The organism is Catenuloplanes sp. NPDC051500, assembly GCF_044454585.1.
Classification (GTDB): Bacteria; Actinomycetota; Actinomycetes; order Mycobacteriales; family Micromonosporaceae; genus Catenuloplanes.
Map to the genome: position 1 here is coordinate 53,063 of NZ_JBITDX010000028.1, position 19,707 is coordinate 72,769.

Consider the following 19,707-nt stretch of genomic DNA (forward strand, 5'->3'; position numbering starts at 1 on the left):
AATTAAGCAGCGCGGGAATCCCGCATCGATAACTTCTATTCGAATGTGTCGAGCAGATATTCGAGGTGGCGTTCCAGCGCGTCCCGCAACACGGCGGGCGTGCGGTCGGTACGCCCGAGCGCCCGCCAGGGTCCGCCGGCGTTCGCGGCGTCGGGGGCCAGGGCGAGCGCGCTCAGCAGGCGCCAGTAGAGGTGATGCTCGGTTCTTTCGAACGCATCCACGAAGGACTCGGCGAGCGCGTCGTCGTAGAGCAGGGCCAGCATCGCGGCGCAGTGGCCGATGTCCAGCTCGGCCGGGCCCCAGGAGGAGTCGGTCCAGTCGATGACGCCCTCGATCCGGCCGGACGATCCGAAGAGGACGTTGCCGAGGTGGAAGTCGCGGTGCAGAAACGTGCCGGTGAACGCCGGCGGGTCCCGGGTGATCAGGTGTTCGGCGTGCTGCCACATCGCGCGCCGGGTCGTACCCCCGGGGTAGTTGATCTGACCTGGCCAGGCCCATTGCGTATAGAGCGGCGGCCGCAGCGCGACCCGGTGGATCGCCGCGAGCTGCGTCGCCATCGCGGTCACTCGCGCCGCAGCGCCCTCCACGTCCACACAGACTTGTCCTGAAATTTCCGACATAAGGAGAGAAGGGTAGGTGCAGTGGGTGGCCAGTGGGTCGACGCCCAGCAGCCGCGGGACCGGGATGTCCGACCGGGCCAGCGCGCGCAGCATGTCCGCCTCGCGACGCAGCATGTCCGCGGCCCGATCGGCCAGCTCCGGGCGCCGCACCGACCGCAGCACAAGCCCCGTGCCGTCGTCCAGCACAAGCCGCCGCACCAGCGACGACCAGCCGCCGGCGAGCGTCTCCACCCGCGCGACTGCCACTCCGTCCGGAAGTAACGTGCGCACCCAGGCCTCGTCAGCGCCCATCCCCGAAGAGTACGGATAAGCTGTGTGGATGGCTGACGACGGCGCGCCTGTCCGGATCAGCGCGACCGCACCAGCCGAGCAGGCCGCCGCGCTCGTCCAGGAGATCCTCTCCGGCATGCCCGCCGGCTGCTCCTGGCTGCTGCCGATCACCGACCCGGACGGGACCGTCACCGACTTCCGGATCGCGGCCGCCGGAGACCGGGTGCCCGACATCTACCACCGCGGCGCCGCCCGCCGGGACGGTACCGTCTCCGAGCTCTACCCCGGCGTCGTCGGCGGCCCGCTCTGGGAGCTCTACCTGCACGTGCTGCGGACCGGCGAGCCCGGCGAGCTACCGCAGTTCGACTACGAGGAGAAGCGGGCCGGCGTCGTCGCCCACTCGATCTTCGCGGTCAGCGTCCGGCCCGTGCTCGGTGGCCTGCTGGTGATCTGGCGGCGCGAGGACGAGCACCTGCGCCGGCTCGCCCACACCGAGCTGCTCGGCAGTCTCGGCTGGACCGAGTACGACCTGCACACCGGCCGTACCTCCTGGTCACCCGGCATGTACCCGGTCTTCGGGCGGGACCCGGCGGACGAGCCGCTCACCCGCTTCGAGCAGGCCGCGCTGATGCTTGCCGAGGACCGCGGGCTGGCCGAGACCGCGTGGCAGACGCTTGACAGCGGCGCCACCTCCGACGTGACCGTCCGGTTCCGGATCGGCGACGACATCAAGCACCTGCGCATCATCTCGGACACCGCGCGCGACGCCGAGGGCAAGCCGGTGAAGATCTACGCGGTGGTGCAGGACGTGACCGCGCGGGTCGGCACGCGAAGCGAGATCGAGCGGCTCGGCGACCAGCTCCGCACCAGGGAGATCACCGCGCTGGCCGAGCACCGCCTCGCCGGCCAACTGCAGAACATGATCCAGCCGGTGCCGCGCGAACCGTTCCCGCTGGCTGGCCTGGAGGCGATGGTCAGCTATCTGCCCGCCGTGCGCGCCCAACTCGTCGGCGGCGACTGGTACCACGCCCAGACGCTCCCGGACGGCCTGGTCGTGCTCGCGGTCGGCGACGTCGCCGGCCACGGGCTGGACGCGGCCAGCGGCATGGCCCACCTGCGGTTCTCGCTTGTCGCGTGGCTCTCGATCGGCCTGCGCGACCCGGGCCTGCTGCTCTCCCACATGAACCGGCTGTGCCTGCAGCTGGGCATCACCGGCACCGCGATCATCTCGATCTACGACCCGGCCACCCGCACGCTGCGCTGGGCCCGTGCCGGACACCCGGCTCCGCTGCTGTGCCGGGCCGGCGTCGCGGACGAGCTGGACCGGCCGGTCGGCCTGCTTCTCGGCGCGGCCGCCGACGCGCCGTACGAGGTGTTCGCGCCGTCTCTTGAGCCGGACGACGTAGTCCTGTTCTACACCGACGGCCTTGTGGAACGCCGCGCCGGCGACCCCGCTGCCCAGTTCCTCCGGGTCCGCGACGCGCTCGCCGCCACCGCGCCGGACGTCGCCCGCGTGCACGCGGCCCTCAACGAACCCAGCACCTTCGACGACACCTGCACGCTCGCGGTCCGCGTCCTCGCCTGCGCATCAGAGGTTCAGGTGGATGCGGACCCGGGTGCTGCCACCGACGACTGAGGTCTCCACCTCGTCGCAGATGCTCTCGACGATGGCGAGGCCGCGGCCGCGGAGCGCGTCGGCAGGCGGCATGACCCGGCCGAGCGCCACGGTGGAGCGGTGGTCGCGCAGGCCGTCGACGACGTCGCACACCAGCCGGCCCCGGTCGGAACGCAGCGTGACCTCGCCGCCGGCGCCGGTGTGCTGGAGCGTGTTGGTGGCGAGCTCGCTGACCGCGAGGACCAGCAGCTCCGCGCGTTCCTCGGGCAGACCAAGCGCGAGCGCGCGGGCCGAGACGAAGGCACGCAGCGCGGAGAGGTCGGTGGCGACCGCGTAGACCATGTGCCGCTCGTCAGACACCTGAGCCACCGTCCTCGGCACCGGGTTCGGCGAGCAGCCCTCCGACGCCGGTCAGGTCGAGCACTGTGGCGACCGGTCCGGCCGCGTTCCGCACGTGCAGGCGACCGCCGGCGGCGAGCGCCGCGTGGTGCGCGGTGACCAGGCCGTGCACGCCTGTCGAGTCGATGAACGTGACGGCTGCCAGATCGACGATCACGACGCGCGCGTTCGCCACGGCGGCCAACAATGCGGCGGTCAGCTCCTCGCGTACCGCGAGGTCGCACTCGCCGTCGAGCGCCACCACCACCCGGGCGGCACCGCCGGACGTCCGTGCCCCGAACCCCATTGCCCCTCCCCTGTCGTCGCCGCCCATCATGGCACCGCGGACGGCTCCGGCAAGCGGGGGCCCGGCACCTCGATCGGGTGTCCGGCACGTCGGCCTTCCAGGCCCGGCGCGGGTAGATTCGCCCGCCCACTGGTCCTCATCGCCATGATTCGGTACGGTCTGGACTGCTTAAGGATCTCCTAAGGAGTGCTGGTGACGGAGCGGTCAGCCCTGGTGGCATCGGCACAGACGGGCGACCGGCAGGCGCTCGGTGAGCTGGTCTCCGCCTGCCTCCCCCTCGTCTACAACGCGATCGGCCGCACGGTCGGCGCGCACGCCGACATCGACGACGCGGTCCGGGAGACCATCCGCCGCGTCGCCCGCGAGCTTCCTGACCTGCGCGATCCCGCCACCTTCCGATCCTGGCTGCTGCTCGTGTCGATGCGCCAGGCCGCACGCGTGCGCCGCGGCGCCCCGCGCGTGGCGATGCCCGAGGACGGCGACGCGCCGGACCCGGGTGCGGACTTCACCGGGCTGAGCATCATCCGGCTGGGCCTCTCCGGCCAGCGCCGGCGGCTCGCCGAGGCGGTCCGCTGGCTTGACACCGAACACACGCCCGCGCTGTCGCTGTGGTGGCTGGAGGCAGCAGGCGCGATCAGCAGGTCCGAGTCCGCGGCCGCGCTGCGACTGTCCGTGACGGACGCGAGCCTCCGCGTCGACCGGATGTACGAGCAGCTGACCGTGGCGCGGGTGCTCGTCGGCGCGCTGCGGACGCGCCCGGCCTGCCCCGGCCTGCGGATGGTCACGCACGGCTGGGACCACCGTCCCGGCCCGGCCTGGCGCCGGCGGATCACCAGGCATGTGGAGAACTGCCCGGTCTGCGCCGCGGCCACCGCGCACCTGATCCCGGCCGAGCGGCTGATCAGCGGGCTGGCCCTGGTGCCGGTGCCGAACACGCTGCTCGCCGCGCTGCACTCGGACGGGTTGCTGGCCGAGCCGGTCCCGGCGGTGGTGGTGCACTCGCGCGGCACCGTCTACGAGCCGCTCGAACTGCTGATGTCCGCGCCGGTGGTGCACGAGCGCCCGGCCCGGCGGCCGTCCGCGGCCCTGGTGCTGACCGCTGTCACCGCGCTGCTGGTGCTGGCGGCCGGCGGCGCGATCGCGATGACCGGCGGGGAGGACGCGGTGACGCCGGTGCCGGTCGCGGCCGCTGACCTGCCACGCCACACCACCCCGTCCGCGTCCACATCGGAGCCGTCGGCGAGCCCGCCGGCGTCGGCAAGCCCGTCGCCGAGCCCGTCCGCGAGCCCGTCGCCCGCACCCGCGATCGCCGAGGTGGTCGCGCCGCCGCCGGCCACAAGCGCCGTGCCGCCGCCCGCGACAAGCAAGGCGCCCGCACCCGGGAAGCCGGCCTCCCCCGCCGCCCCGCACGAGGAGTCGGCGGACGTGGTGCGCTCGCTTGGCGCGGCCAACGCCCCCGGCTGGTACGTGCGGGAGCGCAACGGCTACGCCATGCTCGACGCCGAGTCCCGCGCCGTCGAGTTCACAGTCGTCCCCGGCCTGGCCGATGCGGGCTGCCTGTCGCTGCGCCTGCCGGACGGCCGCTACCTGCGCCACTACGACTTCCGGCTGCGCGCCTCCCGCGACGACGGCAGCGCGCTGTTCCGCGCGGACGCCACGTTCTGCGCCCAGTCCGGCACGTCCGGCGGCATCGTGCTGCGCTCCTTCAACTACCCGAACCACGTGGTCCGCCACCGCGACAACGCGCTCTACATCGACCGCCCGGACGGCTCCCGCGGCTTCAACCGCGACGCCGCGTGGGTGCTGGGCTAGGCCCCTGCTCCGGATGACCCGGCCGGCCGGGGGCAGCACCCGGCGCCGGCTCACACCGGACCGCGCGGCGCTCGTGGCGGAGCTGGACGACACCTTCGGCGGGTGAAGCGCAAACTGGTCCCCCCGATGTCGCACCGGACCGGTATCTTGTGCGCCTCAGGACCATGGGGGAGTCATCCGTGAGCAACACCTTCCAGGTGGATCTGCGGGGCATCGTCGACCTGCTCAGCCACCATCTGTACGGCAGTCCGCAGGTCTACGTCCGCGAGCTGCTGCAAAACGCGGTCGACGCGATCACCGCGGTGCGGCACGGCGATCCGGAGGCGGCCGGCACTGTCGCGATCGAGTCGGCAGACGCGACAGGCGACGGCACGCTTCGCATCACCGACAACGGCATCGGCCTGACCGAGGCGCAGGTGCACGAGTTGCTTGCCACGATCGGCCGCAGCTCCAAGCGCGACGATCTGGGTTTCGCCAGGCACGAGTTCCTCGGCCAGTTCGGCATCGGCCTGCTCTCCTGTTTCCTGGTGGCGGACGAGATCCGCGTGCACACCCGCCGGGGCGACGCCGCGCCGGTGATCTGGACCGGCTTCGCCGACGGGCGTTACGAGGTGACGCCCGGCCCGGAGCGCGCGCCCGGCACCTCGGTCACGCTGATCCCACGCCGCGGCGCCGAGCAGTGGCTTACCGGGCCGGAGGTGACGCGGCTGGCCGCGCTCTACGGCTCGATGCTGCCGATCGAGGTCACTGTCGACGGTGAGCGCACCACGATCGGCACGCCGCCGTGGGAGTCGACGAGCGACAGGCACAAGACCCTGCGGCGGTACGCGGAGAGCACGCTCGGCTTCACCCCGTTCGACGTGATCGAGCTGAACGTGCCGGAGGCGGGCCTGTCCGGCGCCGCGTTCGTGCTGCCGACGCCGATCAACCCGGCCGTGCGCGGCGGCCACCGCGTCTACCTGAAGCGCATGCTGCTGGCCGAGGCCGTCGAGGGCCTGCTCCCGGAGTGGGCGTTCTTCGCGCGCTGCGTGGTCGACTCCACCGAGCTGCGCCCGACCGCGAGCCGCGAGGCGCTCTACGAGGACGGACTGCTGGAGTCCGCCCGCGAGGCGATCGCGGACCAGCTGCGCGGCTGGCTGGTCCGGCTCTCCACGACCGATCCGCGCCGGCTGGCCGAGTTCCTCTCCATCCACCACCTCGGCGTGAAGGCGCTGGCGCTCCACGACGCGGAGATGCTGCGCCTGGTCGAGCAGTGGTGGCCGATGGAGACGAACATGGGGCGGTCCACGCTCGCCGAGTTCCGCGCCCGGCACGGCGTGATCCGCTACGCGGCCACGCTTGACGAGTTCCGGCAGCTCGCGGCGGTGGCGGCGGCGCAGGACGTGGGCGTGGTCAACGGCGGTTACACCTACGACGCGGACATCATCGAGCGGCTGCCCGCGCTCGATCCTGAGGTGCGGGTCGAGCGGCTGGAGCCAACCGACCTGACCACCTCGTTCGACGCGGTGGACCGGGAGACGGAGCTGCGGCTACGCCCGTTCCTGACCATCGCGCAGCGCCGGCTCGACCGGCTCGGCTGCGAGGTGGTGGTGCGCGCGTTCGAGCCCGCGTCGCTGCCGTCGCTGTACCTGGTCAGCCGCGCCGCCGCATTCCACGGCGAGTTCACCGCGACCCGGGAGAAGGCGGACGACCTGTGGGGCGGCGTGCTTGACGCGCTGGCCGGGTCCGCGCCGCCGGACCGCCCGCAGCTGGTGCTCAACCACCGCAACCCGCTGGTCCGCCGGATCACCGCGCTTGCCGATCCGGAGCTGACCGCGCTCGCGGTCGAGTCGCTGTACGGCCAGGCGCTGCTGCTCGGGTACCACCCGATCCGGCCGGCCGACGCCGCGCTGCTCAACACGTCCTTCCTCGGCCTGCTCGGCCGGGCCGTCCCGGGATCGGGGGATCCGGCATGACCACCGCGCAGGAGCTCTGGGGTCTGCTCGCGCAGGCCGACGACATGCCGTACGGCGCCGCCAGGATCGCGCTGACCGAGCAGGTCATCCGGCACGCGGACACGGCCGGCGACGTGGAGCTGAGCTTCGTCGCCCGCATGCACGGCACCAAGGCGTACATCTACGGCGGCGAGCCGGCCAAGGCGTTCGTCACGTTCTCCTGGTGCCTCGGCGAGTTCGACAGGAACCCGGCGCCGTTCCACGGGCGCTGGGATCACACGCTGCTCTGGTACTTCAAGAACATGGTCAGCCAGATGACCTCGTTCCCGGAGATCCCGGCCGAGCGGATCCGCGCCGTGCTCGACGACATGGAGCGCCGGTACCGCGAGGGCGGGCACAGCCTCCAGACCGTCTACAAGTACCGGTACGTGCTGGCCCGGCACGTCGGCGACGAGGACGCGATCGCCACCTGGTACGAGCGGTGGCAGACCGGCACCCGCGACGAGCTGTCCGACTGCGAGGGCTGCGACCCGACCGGCAAGGCCCGGCACCTGGTCGACGCGCGGCGCGACTCCGACGCGATCGCGGTCGCGGAACCGGTGCTGGCCGGGCGCCTGACCTGCACCGAGCAGCCGCAGAACATTCTTTCCACGATCATGGACTCATACGTGCGGGTCGGCCGCCCGGACGAGGCGGTGGACGCGCACCGCCGGGCGTACCGGCTGGTCCGGGCCAGTCTCGCCGACCTGGGCGACATCGGCGAGCACATCGCGTTCTGCGCGCGGACCGGCAACGAGCACCGCGGCCTGGAGATCCTGCAGCGGCACATCGACTGGCTGGACCGCGCGCCGTCCCCGGCCGCCGCCATGCAGTTCGCGTCCAGCTCCGTGGTGCTGCTGCGCCGCGCCGCCGGGCTCGGCCACGGCGACACGGTCGTGCACCGCACCGAGCGTGGCGACACCACAGTGTCCGCGCTCGCGGACGAGTTGGCCGCGGAGGCGCGTGCGCTTGCGGCCCGGTTCGACGCCCGGAACGGTACCGACCGCCAGTCCCGGCGCGTCGAGGAGACGATAGGTGCGGAGCCGTTCGGCGTGGTGCTGGCGCTCTCCCCCAGCTCTCGCGCGGCCGCACCGGTGCCGCCGGTCCCGTCCCGGCCGGCGCCGCCGCAGCCGGAGGTCCCGTCCGGCGCGACCGCGGAGCAGCTCATCGCGCTCGCCGAGGACGAGGAGGAGGCCGACAGGTCCGCGGACGCGATCCTTGCCGCGTTCGACGCGCGTTTCCCGGAGCCGGCCGGTTCACTTGCGGCCCGGCGCGAGGCGCTGCGCGGCGGCCAGCACTGGCAGGCCCGCAACGGTGGAGAGGCGATCGCGGCCTGGGAGCGGTCAGCCGCGCTCTGGGCCGAGGCGGGCGATCCGGGCAAGGCCGCGTCGCTGGCCGGCCGGGTGGGCGCCACCAGGCTGATGTTCGGCGATCTGGACGGCGTGGAGGCGGTCGAGCGCGAGGTCGCGTACCGCGAGGAGCACGGCGGTGTGCCGAAGGAGATGGCCGCCGCGTACTCCCGGCTGGCGATGCGGCACCTGGCGACCGAGGACCCGGCGGCGGCGCTTGCCGCGCAGGAGCGGGCGGACACGTTCCTGGCCGAGATCGACGAGCCCCGGTGGCACGCGCAGTACGCGCTGCGCCGGGCCAGGATCCTGTCGGCCGGGCACCGGCACGAGGAGTCCGCGGAGGCGATCGGCCGGGCGCTGATCTTCTTCCGCGAGCACGGCCCGGACGGCATCCTGGCCGGCGCGCTGCTGATGGCGGGTCAGCACGCGCCGGACCCGGAGGTCGCGCTGGCCCGCTTCGACGAGGCGCTGGCGCTCGGCGACCCGGACACCGCGATGAACGCGCGGCTCGGCCGGGCGAACGCGTTGCTCCGCCTGGACCGGCCGGCCGAGGCGGTGCCGGAGTTCATCGAGGTGGTGGCGCTCTGCACGGAGCAGGACCTGCTGCCGGCCGCGGCCATGGTGCGGCGGGACCTCGCGGAGGCGTACCAGCGGGCGGGCAGGCTCACCGAGGCGGCCGAGGTCGCGGAGGAAGCGCTGTCCGAGCTGCGCCGGCTGGGCGAGGACAGCGCGGCGGACGACGCGGAGCTGCTGCTTGCGAACACGTACCGCCAGCTCGGCCAGGAGAAGACCGCGCTGGTCCACTACGACGCGTTGATCGCGCGGATGACCCAGGAGGAGAACCCGGCCGGCCGCGGTCAGATCCGGGAGTACGCGGCCGAGGTGCTCTACGGCGCGGACCGGGACGACGAGGCCGCCGAGCGGTTCGCCGAGGCGGCCGAGGATCTGCACGACGCCGGCAACCTGGTCGGCGAGCTGCGGGTGCTGCGCCGCCGGGTCGCGGCGCTTCACTTCGCGGACGAGCCGGAGGAGGCGGTGGAGACCGTCGCGCTTGCCCGTGCGCGCGACGCGGACCTGCCTGCGGACATGGCCGGGCATCCGCAGGTGATCTGGGAGCGGCACATGCTCGGCTGGGAGGCCGGCCGGGTGCTGATGTCCCGGGGCCGGTACGCGGACGCGGTCCCGTACCTGGTCGACGGCGGTGCCGCGCTGCGTGAGATCGGCGCGCTCCAGGAGGCCGAGAACCTGGCCGGCATGCACGCGGAGGCGCTGTTCCGGGCCGGCGACCCGGCCGCGGCCGAGCCGGTGCTGCGCGAGCTGCTTGCGGCCGGCCCGCAGGAGGCGCAGCTCCCGGCCGCGCTGCTGGCCGAGGTGCTTGACGCGCTGGACCGTAAGGAGGAGGCCGCCGCGCTCCGCACCGAGCACGGCATCACCGGCCGCGACTGAGCCGGCCCCCGACCGCGCCGGCCCCGACCGAGCCCGCCGCGACTGAGCCGGCCCCAACCGAGCCCGCCGCGACTGAGCCGGGCCCGACCGCACCCGCCCGGACCGAGCCGGCCACGGCTGACGGCACCCCGCCCGGGGATCACCTCGACGGTGCGTCCACGGGCGGGTGCCAGTCCTCCTCGCAGGGGGCGGGCTTGACCTCGGTCGCGACCAGCGGGATCGATCCGGTCTCCGGCGGCCGTCCCTCGGTCTCCGGCTTGTACCTGAGGTAGACGCAGTCGCCGACCTCGTAGCCGCGGAACAGTTCGGCGCCGTGCCCCGGCGTGAAGCACTGCCCGCTCGCCTCCTCCGCCGCGACGCAGACGGACGGCGTCAGTTGCGAGATCTGCCCGTGCAGCATGTCGGTCCGGGCGCACCCGCCGAGCGCCAGCACGATCACCACGAACGGCAGCCGGCGCATGTGACCTCCCGAAACGACGAAGCGCTGCCCGGACCCTATGCGGGCCCGGGCAGCGCTGTCGCGTGCCTTGCGGAGTTCTAGCGGGTGACGCGGATCCGGAGGACGTCGAGGGCCGGGGTCTGGTTGGCCCGCTCCATCATCGGGATCCGGTGCGAGCCGTCGCCGGCCCAGACCGCGCACTGGGCGGTGCCGGACGCGGGCATCCCGGTGACGTTGATGGTGACCGTGTCCGGCCGGGCGCCGCCCGCACCGTCCTCGGTCGCGACGAAGAACGCCGGGGCCGGTGCCGGGTCCGGTGCCTCGTTCTCGTTGGCAAGCATCCGGCACGCGGTGTGGAAGTGACCGCGGACCAGGCCCTGGTTCGTCAGGAACGAGCTCTCCAGGTAGTAGCCGCCGGCGGCCGCGCCGAGGAACCGGTCCCGCACCAGGTTCCGCGTGCTGACCTGCAGCTGGAACGGCTGGCCGACCCGGACCCGCTCCGGGCCCTTGGTGATCAGCAGCGACGGGTTGTTCGCGGCCGCGCCGACCTCACCAAACTCGGTGTCGACACAGCGGTTGCCCTCCTGGAAGCCTGTGTGCTTCTGCAGCTTGGACGCGTCGCACGAGTCGCCGAGGATCTGCAGCCCGTTGGTGCCGTTCCCGGCGTTGCCGTTGCCGTTGTTGTTGCCGTTCCCGTTGTTCCCGGTCGCGGCCGGCGTCGGCGTGATGCCTGTGGTGACGAGCGTGCAGTCGGCCAGCGCCTCGAGCCCGGCCGGCTTCTGTGCGACCCGGCCGATCGCGATCGCGATCCGGTCGAGCGTGGCGATGCGCTTGCTCTTCAGCGGGCCGAGGATCGCGTTGTTGACGAAGTTCGCCCCGCCCTGGCCCTGCGTGTCGATCAGGCGCTTGTTGGCCTCGTCGATCTGGGCCTGCAGCAGTGCGAGGTTGCGGTCGACCTCCGCCTTGGCCTGTGCCGGGACGTTCCCCAGCTTGTCCGCCACGGACGGGCAGCTGATCGTGTTCTTCGATCCGGCAGCCGGCTGCGACGGGCAGGCCGGGACCTGGCCGTCACCCCAGTGGTTGCGGACAGTGCGGCCGTTCTGCTGGGTCGTGGTGGTGTCCGCACCACCGGGAGCGCGCCCGCCCGGCGCCTCCTTGCCGCAGTTCTGCGACACCGGCCGCGGGTTCTTCCGCGGGTTCCAGGTACCCGCGTTCGCGAACTGCGTCACTGCCAGTCCGCCGCCGAATACGGCGACGACGGCCACGGCTGCGACGATCCATTTCCGGCGCCTCAACGCAACGCCTATGCCTGCCCCGCGCCCCGACCTGCGCATTGTGCACCGTCTCCCAAACCCGTCGCTGACCTGCAGATCCTGCAGGCGTCAAGCGAAGCTCAAAGAATCCTGAGTGCAAGTTAGAAGTCGAATCCGGGCAGCGTCAAGCAGTTGTGGTGCACAAGGAAAAACAAATGGAAATCCACAGTCGATCTTTAGAAAGACTTATATTTTCGACCACATCCCGAGGGGTTAACCCATTCGGGGGATCAGGCGCGGTTCAACGTACCGGCGAAATTTTTTATGAATTTTCCGGCCGCGAGGCGACTCTGCGAGGCTACCCGGTGACCATCGATGAATGACAGCCGATTCATCCCATCGGTGACATTTCAGTAGACCTGCTCGCCGCCCACATAGGTGCGCCGGACCTGGGTCAGCGCGATCTCGCCGGCCGGCCGGGCGAACGGGTTGCGGTCAAGCACGGCCAGGTCGGCAAGCATCCCCGGCGCGATCCGGCCGGTGTCGTGCTCCAGGTGGTTCACGAACGCGCTGCCCTCGGTGTAGGCGGTGAGGAACGCGCCGAGCGTCAGCGCCTGCGCGGGCAGGAACGGCCGGTCGAGCGGCTCACCCGGCGCGGTCCGGTTCACCGCCACGTGCGCCGCGAGTATCGGGTGAGGGCTGCTCACCATCCAGTCGCTGCCCGCGGCCAGCCGGGCACCGGCCCGCGCGAGGTCCGCGAACGGGTACTGCCGCGCGGCCAGCAGCGGGTCCAGGAACGGCAACGTCAGCTCGTCCATCTGCGGCTCATGGCAGGCCCAGAGCGCCTGCACGTTCGCGGTCACGTCGAGCGCGGCGAAACGATCAAGATCCTCCGGGTGTACGCCCTGGAGGTGCGCCAGGTGGTGCCGGTTCCCGCGCGGGCCGTTCGCCGTGCGCGCGGCCTCGACCGCGTCAAGCGCCTCGCGGACCGCCCGGTCGCCGAGCGCGTGCACGTGCACCTGAAAGTCCGCCGCGTCCAGCCGGGTCACCGCCTCCCTGAGCAACGCGGGATCGAGGAAACTGAGCCCGGTCCCGCACCCGTTCCGGTAGGGCTCGATCATCGCCGCGGTGAAGTTCTCCGCCACGCCGTCCTGCATGATCTTCACGGTCCGGGCCGTGAACCTGCCGCGTGCCGTCCGGCGTTCCCGCAGCTCGGCGAGCTGTTCCAGACCCCGGTCCCGCTCCCACCAGAGCGCGCCGCTCACCCGGGCCTTCAGCGCGCCGGTCGCGGCGGCCCGCAGATAGACCGGAAGCAGGTCGCCGTGGCCGTGCAGGCCGGGGCCGACCCAGGCGTCCTGCCAACCGGTCACGCCGGCCGCGAAGAGCAGCTCCTGACCGGCCCGCAGACCCGCGTCCAGCTCCGCGTCGGTGGTCGGCGGCACCCGGCGGCCGACCAGGTCCGCCGCGCCCTCGTGAAGCATGCCGGACGGGTGGCCGCCCGGTTCGCGCTCGATCCGGCCGTCCGCCGGGTCCGGCGTACCCGCGCCGATCCCGGCCAGCTCAAGCGCGCGGGTGTTGACCCAGGCGCCGTGCGAGTCACTGTTCGGCAGGAAGACCGGGCGGTCCGGCACGACGGCGTCAAGCAGCTGCCGGGTCGGCGTGCCGCCGGGGAACACCGCAGGCGCCCAGCCGCCGCCGATGATCCAGCCCAGGTCCGGGTGCGCCGCGGCGTACCGTGCGATCGCGTCGAGGTATTCGCCTGCCGTCGAGAGTTCCTGCAGGTCACAGCGGAGCAGCTGCACGCCGCCCGCGATCGGGTGCACGTGCGCGTCTTGGAAGCCGGGCGTCAGCAGACCACCGTCAAGGTCGACGACGTCCCCGCCGCGCAGTCCGGCGCCGACCTCGGTGATCCGCTCACCCTCGATCGCCACGTCCACGCGCGCGGCCGCGCCGCCGAGGAAAGCGTACCCGCCGGTGAAGATCGTCCGCTCTGCCACCGCCCGATTCTCACACCCGGAAGGTCGACACCAGTCCCTGCAGCTCCCCGGACATGCGCGCCAGCTCCTCGGAGGCACGCTGCGCCTCGGCCACGCTCTCCGACGTCATCCGCGCGGCGCTGGCCAGCGCCTCCACGCCGGTGGTGATCTCGCTGATCCCGCCGGCCGCCTCGGACACGCCCCGGTTCATCTCGCTCGTCGTCGCGGTCTGTTCCTCCACCGCGGACGCGATAGTGGTCTGGTAGTCGCTGATCCGCGCGATGACCTCGCTGATCTCCCCGATCGCGGTGATCACGATCTCGGTGTCGGCCTGGGTGGCCGCCACCCGCGACACGATGCTCTCGGTGGCCCTCGCGGTCTCCTGCGCCAGATCCTTGACCTCGCTCGCCACCACCGCGAAGCCCTTGCCCGCCTCCCCCGCGCGCGCCGCCTCGATCGTGGCGTTGAGCGCAAGCAGGTTCGTCTGCTCCGCGATCGCGGTGATCAGCTTGACCACGTTGCCGATCTCCGCACTCGACTCGCCGAGCTTCACCACGGTCCGGTTCGTATCCTGCGCCTGGGTGACAGCGGTGCCGGCCACCTGCGCCGCCTGGTTCGCGTTCTGCGAGATCTCCCGGATCGACGCGCCCATCTCCTCCGAACCCGCGGAGATGGTCTGCACGTTGCGGGTCACCTCGCTCGCCGCGGACGACACCACCTCCGCCTGCGCGCTCGTCTGCTCCGCGCTGCCGGCGATCTGCGAGCTGGTGGTGGAGAGCTGCTCGGCCGCGGCGGCAAGCGAGTGCGAGGCCCCGCCAAGCGACTCCACGGTACGGCGCATGCCTGCCACCGCCCGGTTCAGCGCGCCGGCCATCACGCCCACCTCGTCCCGGGTCCGCAGCGCCACCTCGCCGGTCAGATCGCCGTCGGCCATCCGCTCCAGCACGCCTGACACCTCGCCGAGCGGGCCGGTGATCCGCCGCACCACGTACAGGCCGAGCAGCACGGCCAGGCCGGTGCCCACCGCCCAGCAGATCAGCATCGTGTTCCGGCTGATCTCATAGCTCGCGGTGCTCTGCGCGGCCTCCCCCGCGCCACTCGCCGCCTCGAACGCGGCAAGCTCGTCGAACGCGGCGTTCACCGCGTCGACGCCCGGTTCCACCGCCGCGAACGCCGCCTCGAACGCGGCATTGTCGCTGCTGGCCGCGGCCCGGAGCAGCTGGTCGTCGCGCGCCTTGTCGAAAGCGGCCAGCCCGTCCTGGATCGCCGTGAAAGGCGTTTGCTGCTCCGGTGCCAGACCGAGCCTTTCGTACTCCGCCAAGCCCGCCGTCAGCGCGTCCACGGCCGCCGTCATCTCCGTGCGCCGCTGCGCCGTCATCGCGTCCGTGCCGGCGATGTTCATCAGCGTCAGTGAGAACAGCTCGTCGTCGAACGCGCCCTGCGCCGCTGCCAGCATCTGCGACGGCTGCAGATTCTCCTCGTAGATGCCGAGCGCGTTCTGGTTCGCGGACCGCAGCCCGGCCATCCCCGTCACCGCCACAAGCGCACCGGCGAACAGCGCCACCGCAAGCGCCACACCGAACTTCACACTGATCCGCAGATCGCCCAGCCAAGACGCCATGCCGACACCGCTCCCTTGCGGTTCGTCTCCCCAGGCGGACCCGACGGTGTCCTATCGGCCGCGAGATACGGAACATGAGACGAGCGCCCCGGCGCGAACACGCTCCGTTTGTGAAAGCATGTGCCGCGTGTCGCACGCACCACTCTCCGCCGCCGTCAGCCGCGCCCGCGCCGTCCAGGCCGGGGGCGACCTCACACACGGCCGTGAGCTGCTGGAAGACGCCATCGAGGACGCGCGTCGCGCACTCGGCAAGTCCCACGACGAGGTGCTCGACGCGGCGCTCGCGCTCGGCGCGCTGCACACCCAGGCGGACGACCCGGCGGCGGCACGGCGGGTCCTGGAGGACGCCTACGGCGCCGGGCAGCTGAGGCTCGGCGACGAGGCGCCGCGCATGCTCGCACTCTCGGTCGCGATCGGCGAGGCCGCGGAGGAGCTGGGCAACCGGCACGAGGCGAAACGCGCGTTCACCCGGGTCGCACGATTCGGCCCGGCGGCCCTCGGCCCGGGCCACCCGATGGTGGCGCGCGCCCGGGCCTACCTCGGCGACGCCGCACCGCCGATGAACCAGAACCAGGCCTCGGGGGTACGGGTGGAGCCCGCACCCCAGCCGTCTCCCATGGCGCAGCAGCCGTTCGTGCCGCAGCAGCCGTTCTCGGCCCAGCAGCCGTTCGTGGCCCAGCAGCCGTTCGTGCCGCAGGCCGACCCGGCGCCGCCGACGATGCCGTTCCAGCCGGTGCCGCCGCAGCAGGTGGCACCGGAGGAGCCGCCGACCATGCCGATCCACCGCGCGCAGCCACCGGTCCAGCAGCAGCCCGTGCGGCCGGTGCAGCCCGGTCCACCGCCGCTTCCGGAGCCGCCTACCGCGCCGATGCACCAGGCGCCGCAGATGGTGCAGCGACAGTTCTCCGCGCCGCCCGTCCAGCAGCATTCAGCGCCGCCGGTGCAGCAGTCCTCCGCCCCGCCTGCGCAGCAGCACAGCGCACCCCCGGTGCAACAGTTTTCAGGTCCGCCGGTGCAGCAGCACTCCGCGCCGCCGGTGCAGCAGTACAGTGCGCCGCCGGTGCAGCAGTACAGCGCGCCGCCGGTGCAGCAGCATCCCTATGCGGTGCAGCAGCACTCCGCGCCGCCGCACGAGCAGATCGGGCACTTCCCATCCGTACCCCCGCTGCATTTCGGGTCTGAGGCGCAGCCTCGGCGGGGGCGTGGGGCGACGGTCGGGGTCGTGATCGCGGCGGTGACGGCCGTGGTGGCGGCGGTGGTGTCGGTCGGGGTGCTGGTCATGACCAGGGGCGATGACGAGACGAACGGTGGCGGGCCGGCGCCGGAGCAGAGCGCGGCCTCGACCGCGGAGGCCACGCCCGGCACACCCAGGGTGGCAGGCGATCCGCCCAGCGGCGTGAAGCTTGTGGACCGCGGCGAGGCGATACGGCTGACCTGGAAGGATCCGACGAACGGCACGGTGTCGTTCATCGTGGCCGGCAACCGGGCCGGCGAGGAGCTCAAGGCGATGGCGAACCTGCCGCCCACCTCGGTCGCCTACGAGGTCAACGGCCTGAACCCGGCGCTCGACTACTGCTTCATGATAGTGGCGGTCTACGGTGCGGACGCGGACGAGGTGGCGCCGTCCGAGCAGCGGTGCACCGCGCGGAACACGCCGGGCGGCCCGACCGGCTGACCCGGATCGTGACCGATGCGCCACTGCGGGGCAGCTTTTGCCGGGAGCACCCCATAAGATGACTCGCGTCTCTCCCCCGGCACCATTGATCAGCCGACCAGGCCAGCTCGACACCGTCCCAGCTCAAACGGGCGATGCACGATGCGTTCCAGCGTCGTTACCCGGGGTGAGGCCGAGACAATGGACGATGCGTAACGGGGAGAGCTGTGGTCAGCACCGACGCGACACCGGGCGGCAGCGGGCCGCCGGCGACACCTGGCACCATCGAGTCGCCACCGGGGCGTAAGCGCAGGCTGCGCACGCCGGGCGGGCTGGTCACGATCGGCACGGTGGCCGTGCTTGTGGCAGGCATGGCCGCGACCGTCTTCGGTCTCGGCGCGGCGGACCAGGCGGTGGCCAGCTTCGACGCGGCCTCCTGGCTGTGGAGCAGGTCGAAGGGGGAGCTTGCGCGCGCCAACGGCGTAACGGGCCGGGTCGACACCCGGTTCGCGGTCGCCGGCGCGGCCGGGCACCCGATGCAGGTCACCCAGACCGACCGTTTCCTGATCCTCCGCGATCTGAACACCGGCCTGGTCAGCTCGCTGGACCTGACCTCGCTGCAGACTGTCGCCACCCGGCAGACCACCGCCGGTGTCGGCGTCACTGTCGCGCTCAACGACGACGCCGCGTTCATCATCGACTCCGTGCAGGGTGAGGTCCGCCAGCTCGACCCGCAGTCGCTGGAGCCGGTCGGCGAGCCGGTGCGTTACCCGCCGGGCATCGCGGGCGGCACGTTCGACGGTGAGAGCCGGCTGTGGATCGCGGTGCCGTCCGAGGGCACCGTCTCCGCGATCACGCCCGCCGTGCTGTCGACCGGGAAGCCCAAGGACGGCGAGGCGGCCGAGGGCGGCCAGGGCGCAGCCGGGCCGAAACTGATCCGCACGCACGGCGTCGCGGCGCCGAGCCACGACCTGACGCTCACCGCGCTGGACAACGGCGTCGGCGTGCTTGACCGCACCACGAACACGTTGACCATGGTCCGTGGCGAGGCCGCGCCGGTGCCGGTCACGCTCACGCTGACCGGCGTCGCGTCGCTGCCGGAGCGCACCACAGGCGCGCAGATCCCGGTGACCGTCGCGGACGTGCGGAAGGTCTACGTGGTCTCCGAGACCGGCGTGGTCACCGAGTTGGCGGTGCCCGGCGACGGCGCACCGCTGCGCCCGGCGATGGCCTGGGCGGGCCGGTTCTACGTGCCCGAGCAGGGCACCGGCGTGGTGCACGTGCTCGACGTCGCCGGCCAGCAGACCAGCACGTTCACGGTCGCTGGGGCGAACGGCGAGTTGGAGCTGGAGGTGCGGGAGAACCACCTCTTCGTCAACGCGCCCAATTCGTCGAACGCGCAGGTCGTGGACGACAAGCACGAGGTCCGCAGCGTCGACAAATATGCGAACGACGTGCTCGGCGGCGACCCGCCGAAGGAGGCGCCCGCTCCTCCGCCGCCGCCCGCGAAGCCGCAGATCGCCAAGCCCGGCGCGCCGAAGCAGGTGACCGCCGCGGCAGGCAACGCGCAGATCCGCCTCAGCTGGAAGCCCGCCGCGGCGAACGGCGCCGCCATCACGAAGTACGTGGTGGAGGGCGCGGACAAGACCTGGCAGGTCGGCGCGGATCAGCGTGCGCTGCAGGTGGACGGCCTGACCAACGGCGAGACCTACACCTTCACCGTGTACGCGGTGAACAGCGAGGGCGAGGGCCCCAAGGCGAAGTCCAACCCGGCCGTCCCCACCTCCGAGGTGCCGGACGCGCCGACCGAGGTCACCGCGGCCGCCCAGCCGGACGGCACTGTGAAGATCACCTGGCCCGCGGCGAACGGCCAGGGCCTGAAGATCAAGTCCTATGCCGTGAACGCGATCTCGGCAGGCGCCACCGCGCTTGTCGGCCAGGCGGACGGCACCGAGCTTGTGGTCGCGGCCGGCGAGCTGGAGTACGGCACGCAGTACGCGTTCACTGTCACCTCGACCAACGAGCGCGGCGGCTCGTCCGCGGCGTCGCCGGTGAGCGGCACCGTGGTGCCGTTCGCGGTGCCGGACGCGCCGAAGGGCCTGGACGCGGCCACTGTCGCAGGCGAGCGCGGCACTGTCACAGTCACCTGGACCGCCCCGGCGGAGAACGGCCGGCCCATCACGAAGTACCTGGTGAACGCCGGCGACAAGACCGCTGAGGTCGCGGCCGGCGGCACGAAGACCAAGCTCACCGGCTTCGGCGACGGGCAGAACGTGTCCGTCAAGGTCCGGGCCGTGAACGAGGCCGGCGAGGGCCCGCAGGCCACCGCGACCGCACGCACGGTGGCGGCGCCGAAGGTCACGGTGACCGGTTCGTCGGTCACGCAGACCGCGCTCACCGTGAAGGCGACGGTTGACGCGGGCGGCGGCACCGCCACCTGCAAGCTTGTCGCGAGCGGCAAGTCCGTCTCCGGCGCCTGCGCCTCGCTCACCCTGTCCGGTCTGTCGCCGAGCACGAAGTACGACTTCACGCTCACCGCGACGAACGCGGCCGGCAACGCGTCGGCGACCGGAAGCAACACGACGAGCGCGGTCTACGGGCTTGCGGTCTGCTACAACAACACAAGCGCCAACGACGAGGCGCAGCACACCTGGTGCAATGACAAAGATAACGGCCGCCAGGTCTGGGCGACGCCCAAGGACAAGGGCACGCTGATCGGGCGGGCGAGCCAGGAGCAGCGGCTCTCCGCGATCTGTAAAGAGAACGGTCAGAGCATCAGCCAGTACGTCTACAACAAGGGCAAGGCGGACCCCACCAGCATCTGGATCAAGGTGAACTACGGCGGCACAACCGGCTACATCTCGTTCGCCTGGTTCAACCTTGAGGGGTACGGCATCAACTCGACCGGACCGCTGCCAGACTGCTGATTCGCCCGCTTTGATGGAACGAGACCGAGATGAGCCCGCCCGCATGACCTCCGCACTACCGCACACC

13 protein-coding genes are annotated in these 19,707 nt (G+C 72.2%); 6 read left to right on the top strand and 7 right to left on the bottom strand.

The features are described from left to right. Positions 1-35 precede the first annotated feature (35 nt). Entirely contained in the window at positions 36-911 is an 876-nt protein-coding gene (locus ACIA8K_RS36345) for a phosphotransferase family protein (RefSeq protein WP_396067806.1), read from the bottom strand. Between the two features lie 28 nt (positions 912-939). Between ACIA8K_RS36345 and ACIA8K_RS36350 the strand changes: the two genes are divergently transcribed. Beyond that, positions 940-2,526 (top strand): PP2C family protein-serine/threonine phosphatase, encoded by a 1,587-nt coding sequence (locus tag ACIA8K_RS36350; RefSeq protein ID WP_396067808.1) that lies wholly within the window; start codon positions 940-942, stop codon positions 2,524-2,526. Here ACIA8K_RS36350 and ACIA8K_RS36355 read toward each other — a convergent pair. Together ACIA8K_RS36355 and ACIA8K_RS36360 are read right to left on the bottom strand one after the other, a co-directional pair. After that, positions 2,479-2,865, bottom strand: a complete 387-nt coding sequence (locus tag ACIA8K_RS36355; RefSeq protein WP_396067810.1) for an ATP-binding protein — start codon at positions 2,863-2,865, stop codon at positions 2,479-2,481. The two genes, ACIA8K_RS36350 and ACIA8K_RS36355, sit on opposite strands and share 48 nt — an antisense overlap. Further along, the gene (locus ACIA8K_RS36360) at positions 2,858-3,190 is read right to left on the bottom strand and encodes an STAS domain-containing protein (protein WP_396067812.1); all 333 of its coding nucleotides are present in this window, start codon (positions 3,188-3,190) and stop codon (positions 2,858-2,860) included. Before ACIA8K_RS36360 ends, ACIA8K_RS36355 begins: the two co-directional genes overlap by 8 nt. A gap of 192 nt (positions 3,191-3,382) precedes the next feature. Here ACIA8K_RS36360 and ACIA8K_RS36365 point away from each other — a divergent pair, with 192 nt between their 5' ends. The 3 genes from ACIA8K_RS36365 to ACIA8K_RS36375 all read left to right on the top strand — a co-directional run bounded on the left by ACIA8K_RS36365 (position 3,383) and on the right by ACIA8K_RS36375 (position 9,770). Next, positions 3,383-5,002, top strand: a complete 1,620-nt coding sequence (locus ACIA8K_RS36365) for an AbfB domain-containing protein (protein WP_396067814.1) — start codon at positions 3,383-3,385, stop codon at positions 5,000-5,002. Between the two features lie 179 nt (positions 5,003-5,181). Further along, a complete protein-coding gene (locus ACIA8K_RS36370; RefSeq protein ID WP_396067816.1) occupies positions 5,182-6,957 on the top strand; it encodes an HSP90 family protein in 1,776 nt (591 codons plus the stop codon). Then, positions 6,954-9,770 (top strand): tetratricopeptide repeat protein, encoded by a 2,817-nt coding sequence (locus ACIA8K_RS36375; RefSeq protein ID WP_396067818.1) that lies wholly within the window; start codon positions 6,954-6,956, stop codon positions 9,768-9,770. Before ACIA8K_RS36370 ends, ACIA8K_RS36375 begins: the two co-directional genes overlap by 4 nt. Positions 9,771-9,909: 139 nt before the next feature. Here ACIA8K_RS36375 and ACIA8K_RS36380 read toward each other — a convergent pair whose 3' ends face one another. The 4 genes from ACIA8K_RS36380 to ACIA8K_RS36395 form a co-directional block, all read right to left on the bottom strand. Next, on the bottom strand, positions 9,910-10,230 hold the full coding sequence (locus ACIA8K_RS36380) for a hypothetical protein (protein ID WP_396067820.1): 321 nt from the start codon (positions 10,228-10,230) through the stop codon (positions 9,910-9,912). 77 nt (positions 10,231-10,307) lie between these two features. Further along, a complete protein-coding gene (locus tag ACIA8K_RS36385; RefSeq protein WP_396067822.1) occupies positions 10,308-11,474 on the bottom strand; it encodes a hypothetical protein in 1,167 nt (388 codons plus the stop codon). Between the two features lie 398 nt (positions 11,475-11,872). Then, positions 11,873-13,459 (bottom strand): amidohydrolase, encoded by a 1,587-nt coding sequence (locus tag ACIA8K_RS36390; protein ID WP_396067824.1) that lies wholly within the window; start codon positions 13,457-13,459, stop codon positions 11,873-11,875. A 10-nt stretch (positions 13,460-13,469) separates the two neighbouring features. Then, positions 13,470-15,059 (bottom strand): methyl-accepting chemotaxis protein, encoded by a 1,590-nt coding sequence (locus ACIA8K_RS36395; protein WP_396067826.1) that lies wholly within the window; start codon positions 15,057-15,059, stop codon positions 13,470-13,472. A 127-nt stretch (positions 15,060-15,186) separates the two neighbouring features. On the opposite strand from ACIA8K_RS36395, the gene ACIA8K_RS36400 reads away from it, so the two are divergent. Together ACIA8K_RS36400 and ACIA8K_RS36405 are read left to right on the top strand one after the other, a co-directional pair. Then, a complete protein-coding gene (locus ACIA8K_RS36400; RefSeq protein ID WP_396067828.1) occupies positions 15,187-16,734 on the top strand; it encodes a hypothetical protein in 1,548 nt (515 codons plus the stop codon). A 263-nt stretch (positions 16,735-16,997) separates the two neighbouring features. Beyond that, positions 16,998-19,640 carry a fibronectin type III domain-containing protein gene (locus ACIA8K_RS36405; RefSeq protein WP_396067844.1) on the top strand — a complete coding sequence of 881 codons (2,643 nt, stop codon included), beginning with the start codon at positions 16,998-17,000 and terminating at the stop codon, positions 19,638-19,640. The last annotated feature ends 67 nt before the right edge of the window (positions 19,641-19,707 follow it).

Excerpts from the sequence above, each read along its gene's own strand:
- ACIA8K_RS36345 (WP_396067806.1), bottom strand. The coding sequence starts at position 911 with ATGGGCGCTGACGAGGCCTGGGTGCGCACGTTACTTCCGGACGGAGTG.
- ACIA8K_RS36350 (WP_396067808.1), top strand. The coding sequence starts at position 940 with ATGGCTGACGACGGCGCGCCTGTCCGGATCAGCGCGACCGCACCAGCC.
- ACIA8K_RS36360 (WP_396067812.1), bottom strand. The coding sequence starts at position 3,190 with ATGGGGTTCGGGGCACGGACGTCCGGCGGTGCCGCCCGGGTGGTGGTG.
- ACIA8K_RS36375 (WP_396067818.1), top strand. The coding sequence starts at position 6,954 with ATGACCACCGCGCAGGAGCTCTGGGGTCTGCTCGCGCAGGCCGACGAC.
- ACIA8K_RS36380 (WP_396067820.1), bottom strand. The coding sequence starts at position 10,230 with ATGCGCCGGCTGCCGTTCGTGGTGATCGTGCTGGCGCTCGGCGGGTGC.
- ACIA8K_RS36395 (WP_396067826.1), bottom strand. The coding sequence starts at position 15,059 with ATGGCGTCTTGGCTGGGCGATCTGCGGATCAGTGTGAAGTTCGGTGTG.